Source organism: Chryseolinea sp. H1M3-3 (assembly GCF_029360725.1).
GTDB lineage: Bacteria > Bacteroidota > Bacteroidia > Cytophagales > Cyclobacteriaceae > Chryseolinea.
The window spans coordinates 94,527-112,065 of sequence record NZ_JARKMY010000004.1; the positions used below are offsets into that span (position 1 = coordinate 94,527).

Consider the following 17,539-nt stretch of genomic DNA (forward strand, 5'->3'; position numbering starts at 1 on the left):
CGGCTTTTTGGTTGTGAACCGAAATCAAAGGATAAGGATCCGTCATTGTAAAATTACTTCGACCTCATTGTGAAATGGTTTCAGCCCTTCTTCAATCACTGCGTTTGCGTAAGAACAATAGAGAATGCTAAGGCGATTTTATTCATTTCGTTTTTGATCTTACGCCATTGAAAAATGAAAGGTGAGTGACTTATATGACTTATATGTACCACCTGAGCCGCCAATCGATTGACCCCATAGCTGACGAAATCAAGCTTTTCCCAGCCATTCCTTGAAGTAAGAAACGCGATCTCCGCTTACGGCAACTTCTTGTTTTGTTTTTGGAATCAAGTCTAGCTTAAGTTTTCCTGCTGAAATCGTGTGTACTATGTGAATTGAATTCAGTGACACAATAAATTGTCTGCTGACGCGGAAGAACTGTTCAGGATCAATGATTTGCATAAGCTTATCAAGGCTGTAGTCTATCGGTAGCGTTAAACCATCATGGGTAACCACCCAAACTGTTTTTTCCGCCAGATAAAAATAGGCGATATTTTCGGTTTTGACCGATCTGATCTTGGTTCCAACTGTTATCATAAATCGGTCCTTAAACTGCGCGCTGCCTTGCTGGCTTAACTGTTTCATCAATGCCTTAATGTCGAGTTGCATGGATGCCAATTGTAATGCATTGTTGGATCGTAAAGACCGGAATTTATTAATCGCAGCAGCAAGTTCCTCGTAGTCAACAGGCTTAAGCAGGTAGTCGATGCTGTTAACTTTAAAGGCCTTGACCATGTAGCCATCGAAAGCCGTTGTAAAGATTATCGGAGCCGTTAGGTTCAATTTGCTTACGATTTGAAAACAGTCGCCATCTTCAAGGTGAATGTCCATGAAGATAAGATCCACCGATGTGATCGGATTAGTTTTGAACCAGGATATCGCTTCCGCTACCGAAGAGATTTGAGTAAGCACATGGATTGAAGCATCGTACTTTTTTAATAATAAAATCAGCCTTTCAGCTGTTAACCGTTCATCTTCGACAACGACTACATTCATAGCAGTGGAATTTTTACGGTAAACGATTCCTCATCCTGCACAATTTGTACGGGACTTTTGGTGAGAAGGTGATATCGGTTTCTAATATTTGCTAAACCGATCCCTGTCGATGTGATTCCTTCAAACTCACTTCTGGATCTAACAGGGTTTATGACAACCAGGTAAGAATCCTTAATCAATATTGTGACAATCAATGGTTCTTTTTGCGACATCCGATTATGCTTAACACAATTCTCGATGAGAAGTTGCAAGGTCAATGGAGCGATGCGATATCTTTCAGCCTCCTGATCTGTTATCAAAATCTTCACATCAAACTTGTTCTCAAACCTGATCTTCAACAGAAACGCATAGGATTGAAGGAAGTCCAACTCTGTTTTTAAAGAAACTGTATCGTTGTCTTTCTGCTCAAGAATATAGCGATATGCTTTAGCAAGTTGGCCGATAAATCTTTCAGACAAATTCGCATCAACATGAACGAGAGAAGATAATATGCTGAGGCTGTTGAAAAGAAAGTGAGGGCTAACCTGATTCTTCAATGCTTCAAATTGGGCGAGGGCATTTTCCTTCATAAGCTGCTCCGCCTGAATTTCCATATCACGCATTCTAAAATGCGCCTTCCGATTTAGAATGAGGTAGAAAATAGAAATCGAAATGACGATAGTAAGCCCTGTGTTTGTTCGTCTCAAGGCATTCCACCATGCAAATTGAGGCGGCCTGTTACCAGGCCTGCGAATTTCCTCGCGACTGATAGGCTCGGTCACCATTGTCCAGAACTCGACATTGAGCTTGAAGAGAAGATGCGATAATAATACTGCCACTACAGCAACAACGATGGACAAAGCAATTGTTTTGATCCGCAGTTCAAGAATCGCTGGCCCGATAAGTTTTTCTGAAGAGTCAATAATGTGATCAATGGCGATGATCAGCAAAGCATAAAATATAAAGTTAACAATGGCGGGGAACACCAGGAACTGCACATTATTCCAACGATCCATCGGGATATTAAAATAAATTGTAATAGGATAATAGATGCATAGCACCGTCAGCGCCAGATATATCGCCTGTTTAAAACTTATCTTACCCTGTTGTGAATCACTCATACAAATGGCAAATGTACGGTAATGAAAACAATGGCGATATTCGAGATTTCTGAGTTAGGGAAAAAGTTTGTCGAATGCCGACTTTTAGGGTATGAATCAGAGTACGTTGAATTAATCTGAGAGATCTGCATTACAGCAATCTAAACAATTACACCAAATTATTTTGATGTCACAGCGTTCCATAAGCACCATGTAAATTGGTGATGGATACATTGGCTAGCGACACACGGCATAAAATGCTCAGGAATTTGTAATGGTCCTATGTTATTGTTTTATAAACTTAGCCGTTGTCTCTTTTCCATTGGTTGAAATCAAAAGATAATATAAACCTGGTGCCAGATGACTTACATGGAGGGTAACATTTGACGTGCCGGGCGGAATGGCTTGCACCTGCAATTTTTTATTAACGTCAAATAGCGCGACAGAACCTTCGGCATCGCTTGGCGATTTAAGTTCAATGTTGATTGCTGAAGAAACAACGGTGGGATATACGACAACGCTTGGGTCAAGATCCCCAATGTGTGGAGGTATGGTGGTGTCCCAATTGCAGAAGGCTTGCATTACATTAAACTTATCTAAAAAAGTGCTTTTCAATTCTTCGTAATGCGGCGACCGAAAGGTTACATTAAAAGCAGTTTCTGTTATCGCCTGTGTAGTGGCTTGCATAGCAACAGAATATTCACAAAGCCCGCCTGAAAGCCCCTGTGGATCTGTACGTATTAAAAACATATTGTCACCGTTGGCACCCGTAACAACAAGGCTATCCGCTGTTGTTATTATTTCGCGCCCTTCGGATGCGACAATTTCCAAATGGTAGACCTTCGACCATCTACGATTGCCGTTCAAGTCGGTGTTTAAAATATAGGCTCTATCTTGTTCGGTACTTCTTACTTTTCCAGTCAGGTAGAGCCCTCCTACACCATTGACTTCTTTTTTTGTTGCAAGGCTTACACTGATACTATTGCTTCCGTATGTCCTCGCCCAATTGAATGTTCCATCTGTGTTTAATTGCATCAAGAGGGCCGATCCCGAAATTGTGCCAGTTACATAAATTACACTTCCAACTTGGGTGATGGAGGTTCCGTATATCGAACTGCCAGATTCTATCGGGCGATATGCTCTTGACCATAGCAGTGTTAAGTCACTCGTAAATTTGAAGAGATGCAATTCACTATTCTCAAAATTTCCGCCGAGTACCAAAAAGCCATCAGGCGTTTGCACTACCCACCGCGTTATCGAGTTTGCTATTAATGTTGTAGCTAGAGGTTCTCCATTCGCATCTGTGACATGAACAAAACCCCCGCCCGGACTGCTGATGCCTGTTAGTACAGTTCCACTTGGCGTGCCACTGGCATTTCTTACTACCTGAATACAGGTTCCAAAATCATCAGCATAAAATCGAAACCCTTTTGTGACAAGGGTATTACCATTTGGACCAATTTTTAAAAATAAAGTATGATACCACCCACCATTCATAATATGTCCCGTGGCGACAATGCCGCCAGCTCCGTACTCGCGAAGCGATAAAACTTTACCCGAATAAGTGCCATGCTCGCCCAGGTATATTCTCTGCCATGCGTTTGTACCTGTAACCGATGACTTTAAAACATACGGCCGGCCATGCAGACCGCTTTCATCAATCACTCCACCAACGACATATTTACCATCCTTCGTTCTTGCTATGGAATTCCCTTTCATGTGACCATCCCAAAAAATAAAAGGACCTGGTGATTCCGCACCATGGAACGTTGTAATTTGACAGACGCCTGTGGTAACATCAAGAAAAATAATAGCAAGGAAGAGGTGAGATAATTTTTTCATTTTGAGCAAATAAGAAATGAATAAAGCATAGCCATTGCATTAATTAAATCAAACTGTTCATTTGAAGGGGCAGCATACTAAATTAGGAATTAGCATCTAGAACATAGTAACTGTTATGATAAAATCCCTGAATTTTGGTTGATCTAAAGACTAACGGTTCACAAAGAAAACCAGACCACTCCTTTCCGCGCTAGTCAGAAGTTTCTTGTTCTGAAGCCTCCAGAAAAACCAGTCTGCAGTTGGTTAGCGGGCTTTACGGGATTGTGATTTCACAACGCTTATCTGGCGCCCCGGGAATGGGCCTTTTGAAAGAAAGCAAAAGTGAAAGTGAAACGGTTCTGAGCTAATCCAATATCTAATTTTTATCAACGCTACATCGGATCGAGCACGCCTTCGCCTTTGTTTGCTTACATCGCCAATAATTCTTTGACATTGGTGTCGATATTGAAAGTCAACTTCATTTATTAACCGCCCGCCACGCTTGAGCAGCATTATGCACACCTTTGAAGTCATTCCTAAGTGTTTTCAATGCATACTTTTCGCGATCAAGTTCAGGACGGCTTTTAATTCCCATTAGTCTAAACAGCGGCAGCGGTGGACACCAACCTTGAATTGCATGTTGCACAAGAAACGAAGTTACCACTGCCGGCAGAATTGCCCAGCGTTTGTCTACGGTCAGGGCGAGAACGGCACCAGCAAGACCAAGTAACCCCGCATTAACTTCAAGCGTCCTTTCAATGTCCCATTTCTTATCCAATTCTTTTATGCGGGATTCAATTGCAGCTGGACTCTGCTCGCCATAGTGGGCGATATTTGCGATAATTTCTTGATCTATCTTTTCATTTTGCGACCGTGACGTGCTTGATCTTACGCGTTCGCCTGGTTTTACTGTTGTCTCCATCTGTATCATATTTAATTTGACACTAATACAAATCCTACAAGTCGAGAATAATTAAGTCATCAATTAAATTCCTAACATGTTTTGTGGCTATATGTTCTTACAATTGAGCAGAAATAAAATAATTGGACGATGTTTTTGGCAGGGTCAAACCGTTGAACCGGATTTGCTACCAGTAAATTAAAAAAAGACAAGAATAATAATGCTTCAAAGGAGCGTAGCTATTCTCGCAACGCTTAAGCGATTTTTATTTTGTTAGTTTTTGACTTGCAAGTTTTTTTCCGGACAATGTTCAACTATACGCCCTTGGCGAGACGAATTGAAATTACATTGGAACGAATACCCATAACAGTACAATAGGCAAAGATGCGTGTACTGCAGCATTAACATGAAGATCTATCTTACATCTTATTCATACCTGATCGCATCACACGGATTGGATCTTGCGGCCTTTATAAAATGATAACCAACAGTAAGCCAGGCAATGAAGGCAGCCAGAATTCCACTAAGTAAAAACACTGCAGGGTCAAGGTCAATATGGTAAGCAAAAGAACTTAGCCAGGTATCCATCCCATACCAACCTAGTACACAGGCGACAACAAAAGCAATTCCAACAAGTGCCATGAACTCTTTCGACAGCATATGGTGAATGGATAATATGGATGCACCCAGCGCTTTCCTGATGCCAATTTCCCGTGTCCGCTGCTCGGCGGTAAACGCAGCGAGCCCAAGCAGACCGAGACAAGCAACAAAAATCGCTACCCCACTCATCACCGTGGAAAGTTTACTCAAGCGCTCTTCTTCACGAAACAATTGATCAAAATTTTCATCAAGGAATGAATAATCATAAGGCGAATGAAGTGCGTATTGCTTCCATGTCTTTTCAACTGAAGCAATTACGTCCCTGACGTTCCCATCATAACGAATGTGCATGAAATCGGCGTGCGTTTTAAAAAAAACGACCAATGGTCGTACCGTTGACTTGAAAGACTCGAAATGAAAATCACGGATCACACCAATGACAGGTATTGATGAACCTCCCCCATCGGTTTGAAATTTGCTATTGAGTGCATCCGTCCAACCCATTGCTTTTGCAGCAGCTTCGTTGATCACGCAGGCTTGAGCGTCTGACGCGATCAAAGGTGAGAAATAACGTCCTTGTGAAAGATTGATTTTTAGCACTTCAAGATGATTGTAATCGGCAGTGTAGACCTGAAACACCACGTCCTTCGTGGCTCCTGCTTCGCGGAAGGTGGAAGCTCTATTCACTTCTGGAAAAGCATTATCTGCATAGCTCGCCTTCACTACGCCAGCCAGGTTATTCACCGCTTCGAGGAATGCAGCGTAATTGTTTCCTAACCGCTGTGTGTTTTTAATAATCAGCACGTTTTGTTTATCAAAGCCGACATTCATATTGCGCATGTAGTTGAGCTGACTGAATACCATCACCGTACAAATCATTAGCGCTATGGAAATGGAAAATTGCACAACCACCAGCGTACTTCTTATGCCCTTGCTCCTCATCCCGGTACTGGCCTTACCCTTCAATACATCCACTGGCTTAAATGAGGTGAGGTAAAAGGCAGGATAACTTCCCGACAACAAAGAAACGAATAGGAAAATGAGGCAGATCGACAGAATAATTTCAGGAAGCAACAACGTGTTAAACGAAAGTGTTTTTCCGGACAACAGATTGAAGTACGGCAGTAACAGGTACGTTGCGACCAGGGCCAGAACAGTTGCCATGAAAACAGATACGAATGATTCCGACAAAAATTGAAAGACAAGGGTTGTTCTATCAGATCCGAACGCCTTGCGCAAACCGACTTCCCGGGCGCGTTTCATCGAATGCGCTGTTGACAGGTTCATGAAATTGATGCACGCAATGAGCAGGATAAATATCCCAGTGGCTCCTGTAATGTATATATAGCGAATGTCGCCTGAGGGTGATGTTCCGTCCGTAATTTCAGGGTGAAACAAGTGGCTTTCAGATAAGGCATACGGAAAGAAGGTGTATACGCCACCTTGCTTTTCAAACTCCTGTAACGTCATGCCAAAAGTAGCTTCAAGTTCCGGACTGACTTGTAACTTAACCATTGCCCTAAGGGCCGCAGTCACAGAGCCAATTGGCGTCGAAGGTGTTTTTTTGAAATAAGTATATGTGCCATCAACGCTACCCCAGCCATCTCTTGTGGTAGGCGAAGATGAGTAGGAAATCAGCGCATCAAACTGAATATGTGAGTTGGCCGGCGGCGACACCGCTACTCCGGTAACCGTGTATGTTTCATTTTCATTTCCAACAATCAGCGTTTTGCCGATGGCAGGCTCGTTTCCAAAATACTGTTTAGCTGCGTGATCCGCCAGCACTATGGTGTGTGGTTCCTTCAGAACATGTTTGGGGTCTCCCTGGAGTAATTGGAAACTGAAGAATTCAAAAAAGTTTGAGTCGGCTAGAAAAGCTTTGTCTTCACTGAAGGTTTTGTCCTCATTTCGGATCAGCAGGTTTTGGACTGGCCACGGGTTGATGCGTGTGGCTTCTTCTATTCCCGTCATGCCCGCGACTAAGGCCTGGGCTAACGGCGGACACGATGAAGATGTGATAATCTCTTGTCCTCCGAAATTGATGTGCATACCCACATGATAGATATTCCCATAGTCTTTGTGAAACCTGTCGAAGGTTAGCTCATGATAGATATACAACCCAATCAGAAACGAAGCAGCAAGGCCAGTCGCTAGTCCCAAAATATTTAAGCAAGAATAGAATTTGTGGCGGGAAATATTGCGAAGAGCAGATTTTATGTAACGCTGCAACATAACTTAGTTGTTTGAGGTGCCTAGAATGATGTATGATACACGTTAAAAAGTTTTAAGCGTACTTTAGAGAACAGGAAGCAGCAATAAACTCTGGGCTAACTAAGTAGGTCCGGAAAATCTGCTGTATAGGAAGAGAAGTCGTCGGACCTCACGATTTACCATGCCAGCTAACTCGCTAGCACGTAGTTAAGGAAGGGGTTTTCATTTTTTTTTCGCTATCCGAAATAGCATTTAAGATTTTATTTTTTTTTTCAAGGATCACCATGACCTTCTGCAATGATTTGAAAAAATAAAAATTGAATTACGTTCTGTAACCGGAAAGCAGCGTTGGATATCGTTTCATCAATTAATTGAACCAGACGGCATAACCTTGCCTCCGCAAGTCCCATGCAAGTTTTTCCTCCATCATCAAAGCTTCTTCCCTAGTTAACGGCTTGACGTTGATATGCTCGTATAAACTCGGACGCAAATACGCTCCGTATTTCTGCACAATGTTTGACGATAGCTTGTGACCTTTTTTGTTAACATAACCCGTTCGATGTTCCAAAAATCTTTCTGCAGGAGTTTTACTCGTCATACCCACATAAAGACACTGAAGTACTCCATTGAATTGTGGGTTGGCGGCACGGAATTTTGTATTCTCCGTAAAAACCTTTTTCGAGAGCTCAATCACGTAAACTCGATATCGCATGTTACAAATAACGCTTTCACTGCAAATATTTTCAAAACGTATATCGAGCGTTAGTTATTGTAGTCCCTGGTTTTAGTAATTACCATAATATTCCCCAGATAACATTTTTAGGTTTGAAGACTCTCATCGGGAATGTACCTGTTGGTTTGAAACATGGCATATTGTCCCCTGACTTTGGGTGCAAACAAGGCATATTGTCCCCTGAATATATTTCCTCTGTAGATTTACTTGGCGCGGGTCTTGTTGGCGACCTATTGAACCTGTCGTGCGCCCGGTTACTCAAAAAATCACTGAATTTGTCAAACTTATACCTGCTGAAATCGTCAAACTTATAATTGCTGAAATCGTCATTCTTTTTATTTTGAAACTGCTCACTCGTCGTGTCCGTTTTACGGTGACGGTTTAGTTGTGAATATGTTGGCGTTATGTATCCAAAAATCACTGCAAATAATAGAACGGTTGTCTTCATTTTTTCTGAATTTTGCTACCTGCACACAATTTAATGGTTTACACTTCATCGTCAAGCTAACGTCGTCTTAATTGTTTGAGGGACCCTTGTAGAGTGATGGTGATACACGCTAAAAAGTTTTAACAGTGCCATATAGAACCGGAAGCAGCAATGCACTCGGGAATAGACTCAGGGAATAATCATCGCATAAAACTTAATTTAATAGCAACAAAGCTGGGCAAGGCGGAAACGGAGGAACTGAGATATGAATGAGAACAAAAGTTGCTAACGGAATTTTATGATACAATTGAGACCATTTGAACAATCACATTTTAGTACACTGATTTCATGGATTAACACCAAAGAACTTTTATTGACCATCGCCGGTACTTATTTTGAATTTCCACTAACAACCGACCAACTTCAGCAATACCTTACCGATGACAAAAGCAATTCTTTTAGCGTTGTCGACACGTCCACAAATACTATTATTGGTCACGCAGAGATTGTTAAAGCTGGTAACCGGTTTTATAAAATCGACAAATTATTAATCGGTGATCAAGCGAACCGGGGCAAAGGAATCGGCAAACAGGTAATGGGAGAACTACTGCGGTATGCATTTGAGAAATTAGATGCGGACGTCGTTGAACTTAATGTATTTGACTGGAATGTCGCAGGCATCCGTTGTTATGAGGTAGTTGGTTTTGTTCTTAACCCTGATAAGAAACAAACTTTTGAGGTAAATGGAAAAATATGGCAGGCTTTGAACATGACGATTGAAAAGAATCGATGGAGTAAATTGATCGCTGAGAAAAACTAAATAACAAAATCTCATTGAGCCAACGGTTAAAGAATTCCTCTTAAGTGAAACCAGAAGCGTCTCACCCTGCAGGTTATTGACGGCACCTCGATAGAAGTGATTGTAATAATCACTATAAACATTACTAATAGGTCTTCAGATGGGGATCATGCTATCATCGACCTCCTTTGATCGCTTTTGCAATTGCCTCGAGGTGTTCGTTAAATGAACTCAATTGTATCAGCATTTGACCCGAGGTATCGCTTTCGTTCAGCATTCCAAATTTGTTGTTCTTCATAAAGATCTCTTTAATTTGATTCCACCGATTCCTTTCTTTTTCGGTGAGAAAACCAGCAATTTCTTTTAACCGTAGCAAATTAGCTTCTGCATCTGATGTCAAGGTTTGTGATTCACCTTCATAATGAGAAAGAATCAACGTGTTCAATTCTTCGGAGTTCATAAGCGGTACTACTTTGGCAGTCATCTTATTCATATTCCGGTATGAGCCCTGTAATTTGAAGGCAGGTTCGGTACGATAGGCATCCCTCATGGCGGCACTCGCAATGTATTGTTGGTTCACACGCATCACCACATCACGAATTCGGATGATGTTCTTAAGCACTGCAATGGCATCGTCAATTTCCTGTTGGTTATAATTTCCTTCCAGTTCGGGCAGCAGTTCACTGTTTGTCTCGACATAACTAATGAGTTTGTACAGGTCATCAAAACTGCGATTACTGATACGTTGCAGGTACTTATTCTCGGCTACGGAGTTTTCGATCAAGCTGAGTTTGAACAGTTGCTCGGAACTACCGATTACATCTCCCAGGTTATATACATCTGCACGATTCGCCAACATGTCCGGGATTTTAAATTGCTCGCCACTCTCCGTATAGGGGTTGCCGGCCATCACAATGCAAAAGCGTTTTCCGCGCAAATCATAGGTTTTGCTTTCGCCTTCGAAAATGCCATCCATCTTACGCTGACCATCGGCAAGCGATATGAACTTCTGCAGAAACTCCGGATTACAATGCTGGATGTCGTCTATATACAACATCACATTATCGGCCATTTCAAAAGAAAGGTTTATTTTAATGAGTTCTGCGCGTGCACCTGAAGTTGTTGCCTCCTGCGGATCAATTGATGTGATATTATGCCCAATAGTTGGACCGTTAATTTTTACAAAGTGAAGGCCCATCGTTTTCGCTAAATATTCCATCAACGTCGTTTTACCATACCCTGGCGGTGATACCAGTAACAACATCCCCATGCGCGCAGTGCGTTTGTCGTTACCTGCAGCACCGATCTGTTTGGCAAGATTGGCACCGATCAACGGAAAATATACGTCGTTGATTAGACGATTACGAACAAACGAACTCAATACTTTTGGTTCCAGTTCGTTGATCTTTAATTGCTGACGATAAGCCTGCACTAATTGTTCTTTAAGTTGATTGAAGGAAGTAAATGCGGGAACAATCGTTTCAAAATAGCTGCGCATCTTCGTCGTGAAGTGGTGAAAGTTCAACGTGTATTTCCCTTCTCCATGTACCACTGCATGCGTACCTTTTAAGCCGGTGAGGTCAATAGCATCTGCGGCAGCTTTTTCTCGGTAAGCGTGGTCTTTGAAAAGAAGTAAACAGGCCGTTTCATCTAAATAAAGTTTATCTGCTGTGATGGAGGGCGTTTGCAGAAACGCATGTAGCCAGCTTTGGATAATATAAAATCGCTCGGCCGTATCAAATCCCGTATTGTTTATCTCTTGTAAGAACAATGCAGTCCTTCTTTGTGCGAGTAAATATTCATCGAATGCTTTTTTGAGGTGCAGTGCTTGTTGGCTGCAGGTAAAATGTTTAGCGGAGGAAAGTTCTAAATATAAATATTGCGCTACTTCATTTGGGTCTACTGAATCGTAGGCAATCTGCGACAGCAAGAATCGTGACGATAACTCTTTTCCTACAAAACTTGCACGCTTGCTTTGAGGAAAACTTTCCTGTATCGAATAGGCCGCAGTAATCAATTGCTGAAGCTTGTTCCGTGAGGCTTCATCTAATCCAAACCAGAACAACTGAGCAGCTACACGAACGGCAGGGGAAAACCGAAGGATCCCAAGTTCCGCCTGTAGTTTTTTCAGCCCATGGTAAATAGCCGCAGCATCCGTGTTATGAACCCCTTTAAGATAGCCGGCGGCATAATCACGCTCGGTCCGATCATTCAGAAAAGTTTCATAGTTCCACTGCTCACTATGCTGAAGACTTTCGAGATAAGTTTGATAGGCGAGATATTCAGAACGATAGATCTCAGTATTTTCAGATATCAATTCCTGTTCCCAAATGGCCCTGTGCTGATATAGCGATTCAGTAGTTACCTGTTTATAGAAGCTGGTTCCCAGGAGATGAAAATATAGACTCTCATTTTTGCGGATGATCGTCAGATCCAGCACTTGTTTATTGACCGCGAACTTGTAATTGCCTAGCGCAATTATATTTTGACCATCAACAAAAAGATCAGTTTTATCCTTAAGATTTCGCAAAGCAGTTTCCTGTGCCACCTTCATGAGGTTTTCCAGATTTTCTGCCTTCGCTACATCCCCGAGCTCTTTCAACTCATTCACCAGGTTACGCACCTTGTCTACCATCAGGTCTGTAGAAAAAAATGCGTAGATACTTTCTTTATCGTTAAACGACTGGGCTTTATTTTCGATGTTTTTTAGGACACGTAAGCCGATCTGCTCCAGTGCGGTGGTACGTTTGTTCAGTTGCGCGACCAGTATTTCTTTTTTGGTGTTGAAGGCTTTGATAACTTCGTCACGCTTGTCTGCTATCTTAAGGACAAACTCATCAAAGTCAGCGAACTTGCTTTCGAGTTCCTCCACTTGTATACTCACCTTCGTGAAATACTCTTCACACTTTTCAGGTGATGTAGAAAGGTCAAGGAAGTTTACGATGGTTTGATCAAGTAAAGTAAGTTGCGCGTAAAACTGGCCGGTCGATTCTTGCGCTCTCAGGGCAGTGGTGATACGTACCAATTCTGCTTTTACCTCATTCAGAGATGCAAAGATCAGCGAGATCTTTTCGACAATGCGCGTAGTTTGTGTAGTGTCTTCAATTTTCAGGCTGTTCAGAATATCGATCAGCATTTCCAGGCCAGTGGAAATCTCCTTTATCGTTTGCTCTACCGGTTGAGCGTCGATCACTTTTGTCACACTGCTCGCTACTTTCTTAAGATCAGCAACCCTGGCTTCATATGGCGCGAGTGCTTCTTCTTTTAATAAGAAAGTGACAGTGTCTTGGGAAAGTGAGCTGTTGTATTGCGCCAGCATTTCTTTCAGCACATCAACCGCCTTATTATCGATATAACGGATGTTTTGCAAATCGATAACAGCACCCTGCATGCTCCTCGTGGCTGCAAGGAGGTTTACAAGTTGATCCAGCGACGTGATGGTCGCACTTTTTACATCGATTACCAACTGGTCCACTCGCCTTTGCATCGAAACGAGATTGTCCTTTGCGTGCTGGCGCTGAGCCTGCACCTTTGCAAATTCATCTATTGCTGTGTTCGCGATATCCCTGATCTGGGTCAGCGGAGTAGCGAGATCGAAGGTTCCTTCGTCTTTTAACCAAAAATAAGCGTCGACAATATCGTTCGTTCGTTTATGTATATCCTCATAAAGATCTTCGTAGCTATCCTCTTTTTGTAAAAGCTGTATCACTTCATGACTTTCGCTCATTGCACTCACGATATCCTTGTTACCGATCTTATACAATACATTGTTACTCATCGCTGTATTTTCCTGGAGCGTAGCGGTGTAGGGTGTTTGCCAGATTTGCACCTGGTGATGTCTTACAGCTTCATTCTCCGACCGGAAATAGACCAGCATTCCATCATTAAATATCGTAAAGCCATTACAAACAATAGGTGTTTCCACCTGTTGACCGATCATGTTGTATGACATCAACACATAGGTATTTGTAAGTTTCTGGTAGAACACATACAAAAAATCCTCACCGTTAGGAGACGCAACGCTGCTGCTGAATTCCAGGTCGGATGTGTGCAGTTCAAATATCTTATGCTCTCCGCTTTGCAGATAATAGCCACTTGGGAAAATGATTCCCTGATTGTCTGGCAACAATACGCCAGCGTCAAGTAGACTGTTGATTGGAAGAACTTGCTTTGTGCGCACATTAAAAATATAGGCGCGAAAGTTTTCTTCATACGGTTTGATCTTGATTGGTATAAGATTTCCAAGATCGGCATAATGATATTGCGCGTCATCGAGCTGCTGATCTTTGTTTGTTACAGGCTCAGAATAAATCCCCTTCCCCGAATCCGTATTGTTTTCAATTTTGAATGTAATATCCCCATGGAGTGCTTCAATAAACACTTTGTCTAAAATCGAAATATGCGGATACAAACCCAGGCGACGATTACTGAGATCCGTTTTAATCCAATTAAATTCGTGCTGCGATGCCCTTTTTATTTCATGAATACTTCTGTCATCGACATATGATAGCTTTCCGTCTCTAATCAACCATTTAAAAGCCTTTCTATCATCAGGACTCTTGCCGGTTTGAAAGATCATGTACAGGTAGTTATCTGTCTTTATGAACTTGGCAAAGATTGAATCCCTGTAGTACTTGTACAGATTGCTGAAGTCTGTAATAAAATTCTCATCTTCAATCAGCGCAAGGGGTTCGGGATTGAAGTGGTCACCGGTGAACTTATAAATGCTGAAAACATCGCTGAGCTTTATATCTTCACGCAAACCAAAGTGAACGTTGTAACCGAAAATCGTAAGATTGCCAAGGGCAATAATACCACGCGCTACGCCGCTGTTGATTGTAGTGATACGTTGATTGCCGACCAGTTGAAATCCTGTTGAATTAAATATCTCCTTCCTCGCGTTATTTAACGCCGCCAGTCTTTCCAGTAAATTCAACCGCTGTTCTTCCAGTCGCTTCCGGATGATCTCATATGTTCCGGAATCCAATACAGTATTTGTGCTTTCAGTACCTGCCATTACGAAAAAAGATAAACGCTACATCGTGTAAATTGCTGCCGTGTGATCCGATGAATGGGATCGGTGTCAACTCCCAATTCCCGCCGCGGCAACGGCTGGGATAGGGATCCTTGACACTTGCCTTTACTGCAGTTTCCTATTGGATAACCCCAAACTGGTAGCCAGGTTCGCAAGGTTGAGTAGTAATGGACGATCATCTTCAGAACTTTTCTGCTGCATTTTCAGGATCAAACTTGAAATGGTCAGGTTTTTAATATCGTTCGTGGTTATATTATACTTCTGAGCGAAGTCGCGGATACGTGTTAATAGGTCGCCGCCATTTTCACCATCCCCTAATAATGCAGCTTTAATCTGAGTCGCGTTTTCACTTTCGTTGATTAAGCGATCAAAACCTTTCGCGGTCGAAACTTGGTTGATAATATTCTGGAAGAACATCGTTTCTCCTCCGACAATATCGATGTTTGCTGATTTCAGTGCCTCTCCCAATACCATCGCTTGCGCTTCAGCGACATCCTTCTGAATATTGATCTGAGCAAGTGCGATTTCTTTTTCTTTCGCAAGCAGCAACTTAAACTCTTCGTGATCTTTTCCAACGGCATCCAGTTTCTTCATTGCTTCCGCTTTTTCCTGAATGCCTGAAGCTTCCGCTAAAGCCTTTTCTTTTGTTACTTCCGCCTGCGACAGTCCCTCTTTGCGTTTTGCTTCAGCCATTTTTTCAACTACGGTCGCGTCAACGATACCTTGCCTTTCTGCGGCTTCAGCTTTTGCCATCATTACTTCGGCCTCGGACAGACCGATTGTTGCCTCCTCCCGCGCCTGCGCTTCAGCGAGGATTTTACGGGCTTCTGCCTGCTTCACGGCTGCTTCTTTTTTTGCATCCGCGTCAATGATCAACTGCTTCGCTTTCTCTTCCGCTGCTTTCTTTTCTGCCTCAGCAGCTTTCACTGTGTAAATCAGTTTTTCCTCTGCCTGTTGGCTTGCTTGTGTGAGTCCTACTGTTTTGTTACGCTCCACCTGACGGAACGCCTCCAGGTCTTTTAATCCCTGTTGCTCTTCGACAACACCCTTCTCCAACCTTACGCGGTCGCGAATTACATCCTGAATGTTCTTACGTTCTACCTCTAACGTCTTCTCCTTTTCAATTTGTGCCAGCGTTACAATCTTTTCACGCTCGGTAATTTCTAATGCACGATCTTTTTCTACACGCTCGGTTTCTACCGCATCCGTGCGTTGTTTATTTTTTTCAGCGATGATGATCTGGCGTAACTTATTTTCCTCCTGTACAGCAAGTGTCTCTTCGGTTTTGATCCGTACCGTTTCTGATTTTAGTCTTTCTTCTTCTCTTACTTTAAGTATTTCAGCTTGTTCCCGCGACTTTATATTATCAATCTCTCTACGCTGCTTCTCTTCTTTTTCCGCCATCTGGCGTTCTAATTCCAGGATCGCTTCGCGTGCCTCAACATCTTGCTTCTTGATTACTTTTTCCTCTTCCCGCTTAATCAAATTAGCCTTTATGTTTTGCGCTGCAGTAAGCTCGGTGATCTTCTTAATACCTTGGGAGTCGAGGATATTTTGCGGGCTGAGGAATTTCATTTCTGTCTGCTCAAGAAAATCGATGGCGCAGTCGTCAAGGATATAACCGTTAAGATCGGTTCCAATGATATTCAGGATTTCAGTTCTGAACTCGCGACGTGCTTCATACAGTTCGATAAAGTCAAATTTTTTACCCACTGTTTTTAAGGCTTCAGAGAATTTTGCTTCAAAGAGAATGCAAAGCGTTTCGATGTCGCTGGCTCTTTCTGTACCGATGATCTGCGCTACGTTTAATACGTCATCAGCATTCTTGTTGACGCGGATAAAGAATGCCACTTTAATATCTGCACGGATATTGTCTTTACAAATAAGGCCATCCTGTTCGAGACGATCGATCTGCAATTTTTTCACTGAGATATCCATGATCTCCATTTTATGGAGAATAGGAATTACATACATACCCCTGTTGAAGGCGACTTTTCCACCACCAACACCAGTGCGCACAATTGCTTTGCCCTGCGGAATCTTTTTGTAGAAACTCGCAAAAGCAAAGAAGATAATAAAAATGATGAACACAATTCCACCAATAAGCAATAAGCTAATGCCGCCAAGTACGTCCATAGTGATCGGGAAAATTTAAGGTTTAAAGAAAGTGTTTACGATATTGAGTAGTTATAAAGTCAAACGATGTTGGAGAGGTTTACCTCGGCGACTACTAGGTAATATTTTTTATCAGCGGATTCACCTGCAACCATTACTTCTGCATCATATTCGATGGCTCCACCAGTTTTGCTCTTTACATTTATGCGCACGATATCGCTTTGAATTTTTACTTCTGCGGCACCGATCATATCGCCGGATATAGTACTTCGCATTCTTCCAATTCTTCCTAATAGTTCCTGTGGTTCTTCTCCGTTATAGCCCATAGCATGATAAACTTTGACCAGTGGTTTTGTGGCATACCTTGTAATAACATAAGCAACAAGAAAAACCGGGATGAGGGTGAGCACAGATTTCCAACCCCAGCTAGCCAATCCCAGCACTACCGATGATGCTAACGTAATGATCCAGGCAACGAACTTAAAGACCGAATACACCATCATGAATGGTACTTTCCCAACGTTTACAAATTCCAACGCTTTCTGAACGAAAGATTGATCTGCCGCTACTTCGTCGCTGTCACCAGCAACATCAGTGTCCAGGTCAGCTCCCTCTACACTAAAATCTCGGTCAACTCCCGAATCTCCAAACAGATCACCTGCTATGAAGGTGGTTATCCAGTAAAGCGCCGTCACGCCAGTGAGAACGGTCATAATCGCATTACTCAATGGATGGAAAAGTAAATCTAATATACCCGACATCGGAAAGTGTTTGGTTAACGAT

Annotated in this window: 11 protein-coding genes; 1 reads left to right on the forward strand and 10 read right to left on the reverse strand. The window is 42.4% G+C overall.

Annotation, left to right across the window (positions count from 1 at the left end):
* Positions 1-249: 249 nt before the first annotated feature.
* The 7 genes from P2W71_RS13990 to P2W71_RS14020 all read right to left on the reverse strand — a co-directional run bounded on the left by P2W71_RS13990 (position 250) and on the right by P2W71_RS14020 (position 8,828).
* Entirely contained in the window at positions 250-1,035 is a 786-nt protein-coding gene (locus tag P2W71_RS13990; protein ID WP_276371887.1) for a LytTR family DNA-binding domain-containing protein, read from the reverse strand.
* The gene (locus P2W71_RS13995) at positions 1,032-2,135 is read right to left on the reverse strand and encodes a histidine kinase (RefSeq protein ID WP_276371888.1); all 1,104 of its coding nucleotides are present in this window, start codon (positions 2,133-2,135) and stop codon (positions 1,032-1,034) included. The genes P2W71_RS13990 and P2W71_RS13995 overlap by 4 nt, the downstream gene beginning before the upstream one ends.
* Before the next feature lie 264 nt (positions 2,136-2,399).
* Complete coding sequence (locus P2W71_RS14000) at positions 2,400-3,956, reverse strand: T9SS type A sorting domain-containing protein (RefSeq protein WP_276371889.1); 1,557 nt, start codon at positions 3,954-3,956, stop codon at positions 2,400-2,402.
* Positions 3,957-4,413: 457 nt separating this feature from the next.
* On the reverse strand, positions 4,414-4,857 hold the full coding sequence (locus P2W71_RS14005; protein ID WP_276371890.1) for a hypothetical protein: 444 nt from the start codon (positions 4,855-4,857) through the stop codon (positions 4,414-4,416).
* A gap of 405 nt (positions 4,858-5,262) precedes the next feature.
* Positions 5,263-7,668: an ABC transporter permease gene (locus tag P2W71_RS14010; RefSeq protein WP_276371891.1), complete on the reverse strand. Its 2,406-nt coding sequence runs from the start codon at positions 7,666-7,668 to the stop codon at positions 5,263-5,265.
* Between the two features lie 346 nt (positions 7,669-8,014).
* On the reverse strand, positions 8,015-8,359 hold the full coding sequence (locus P2W71_RS14015; RefSeq protein WP_276371892.1) for a hypothetical protein: 345 nt from the start codon (positions 8,357-8,359) through the stop codon (positions 8,015-8,017).
* 79 nt (positions 8,360-8,438) lie between these two features.
* Positions 8,439-8,828: a hypothetical protein gene (locus tag P2W71_RS14020; RefSeq protein ID WP_276371893.1), complete on the reverse strand. Its 390-nt coding sequence runs from the start codon at positions 8,826-8,828 to the stop codon at positions 8,439-8,441.
* A 277-nt stretch (positions 8,829-9,105) separates the two neighbouring features.
* On the opposite strand from P2W71_RS14020, the gene P2W71_RS14025 reads away from it, so the two are divergent.
* Positions 9,106-9,627 (forward strand): GNAT family protein, encoded by a 522-nt coding sequence (locus P2W71_RS14025; protein ID WP_276371894.1) that lies wholly within the window; start codon positions 9,106-9,108, stop codon positions 9,625-9,627.
* 154 nt (positions 9,628-9,781) lie between these two features.
* On the opposite strand, the gene P2W71_RS14030 is transcribed toward P2W71_RS14025, so the two are convergent.
* The 3 genes from P2W71_RS14030 to P2W71_RS14040 form a co-directional block, all read right to left on the reverse strand.
* Positions 9,782-14,623 (reverse strand): DNA repair ATPase, encoded by a 4,842-nt coding sequence (locus P2W71_RS14030; protein WP_276371895.1) that lies wholly within the window; start codon positions 14,621-14,623, stop codon positions 9,782-9,784.
* Between the two features lie 123 nt (positions 14,624-14,746).
* Positions 14,747-16,777 (reverse strand): flotillin family protein, encoded by a 2,031-nt coding sequence (locus P2W71_RS14035; RefSeq protein ID WP_276371896.1) that lies wholly within the window; start codon positions 16,775-16,777, stop codon positions 14,747-14,749.
* A gap of 59 nt (positions 16,778-16,836) precedes the next feature.
* Positions 16,837-17,517, reverse strand: a complete 681-nt coding sequence (locus tag P2W71_RS14040) for an OB-fold-containig protein (RefSeq protein WP_276371897.1) — start codon at positions 17,515-17,517, stop codon at positions 16,837-16,839.
* Positions 17,518-17,539 lie beyond the last annotated feature (22 nt).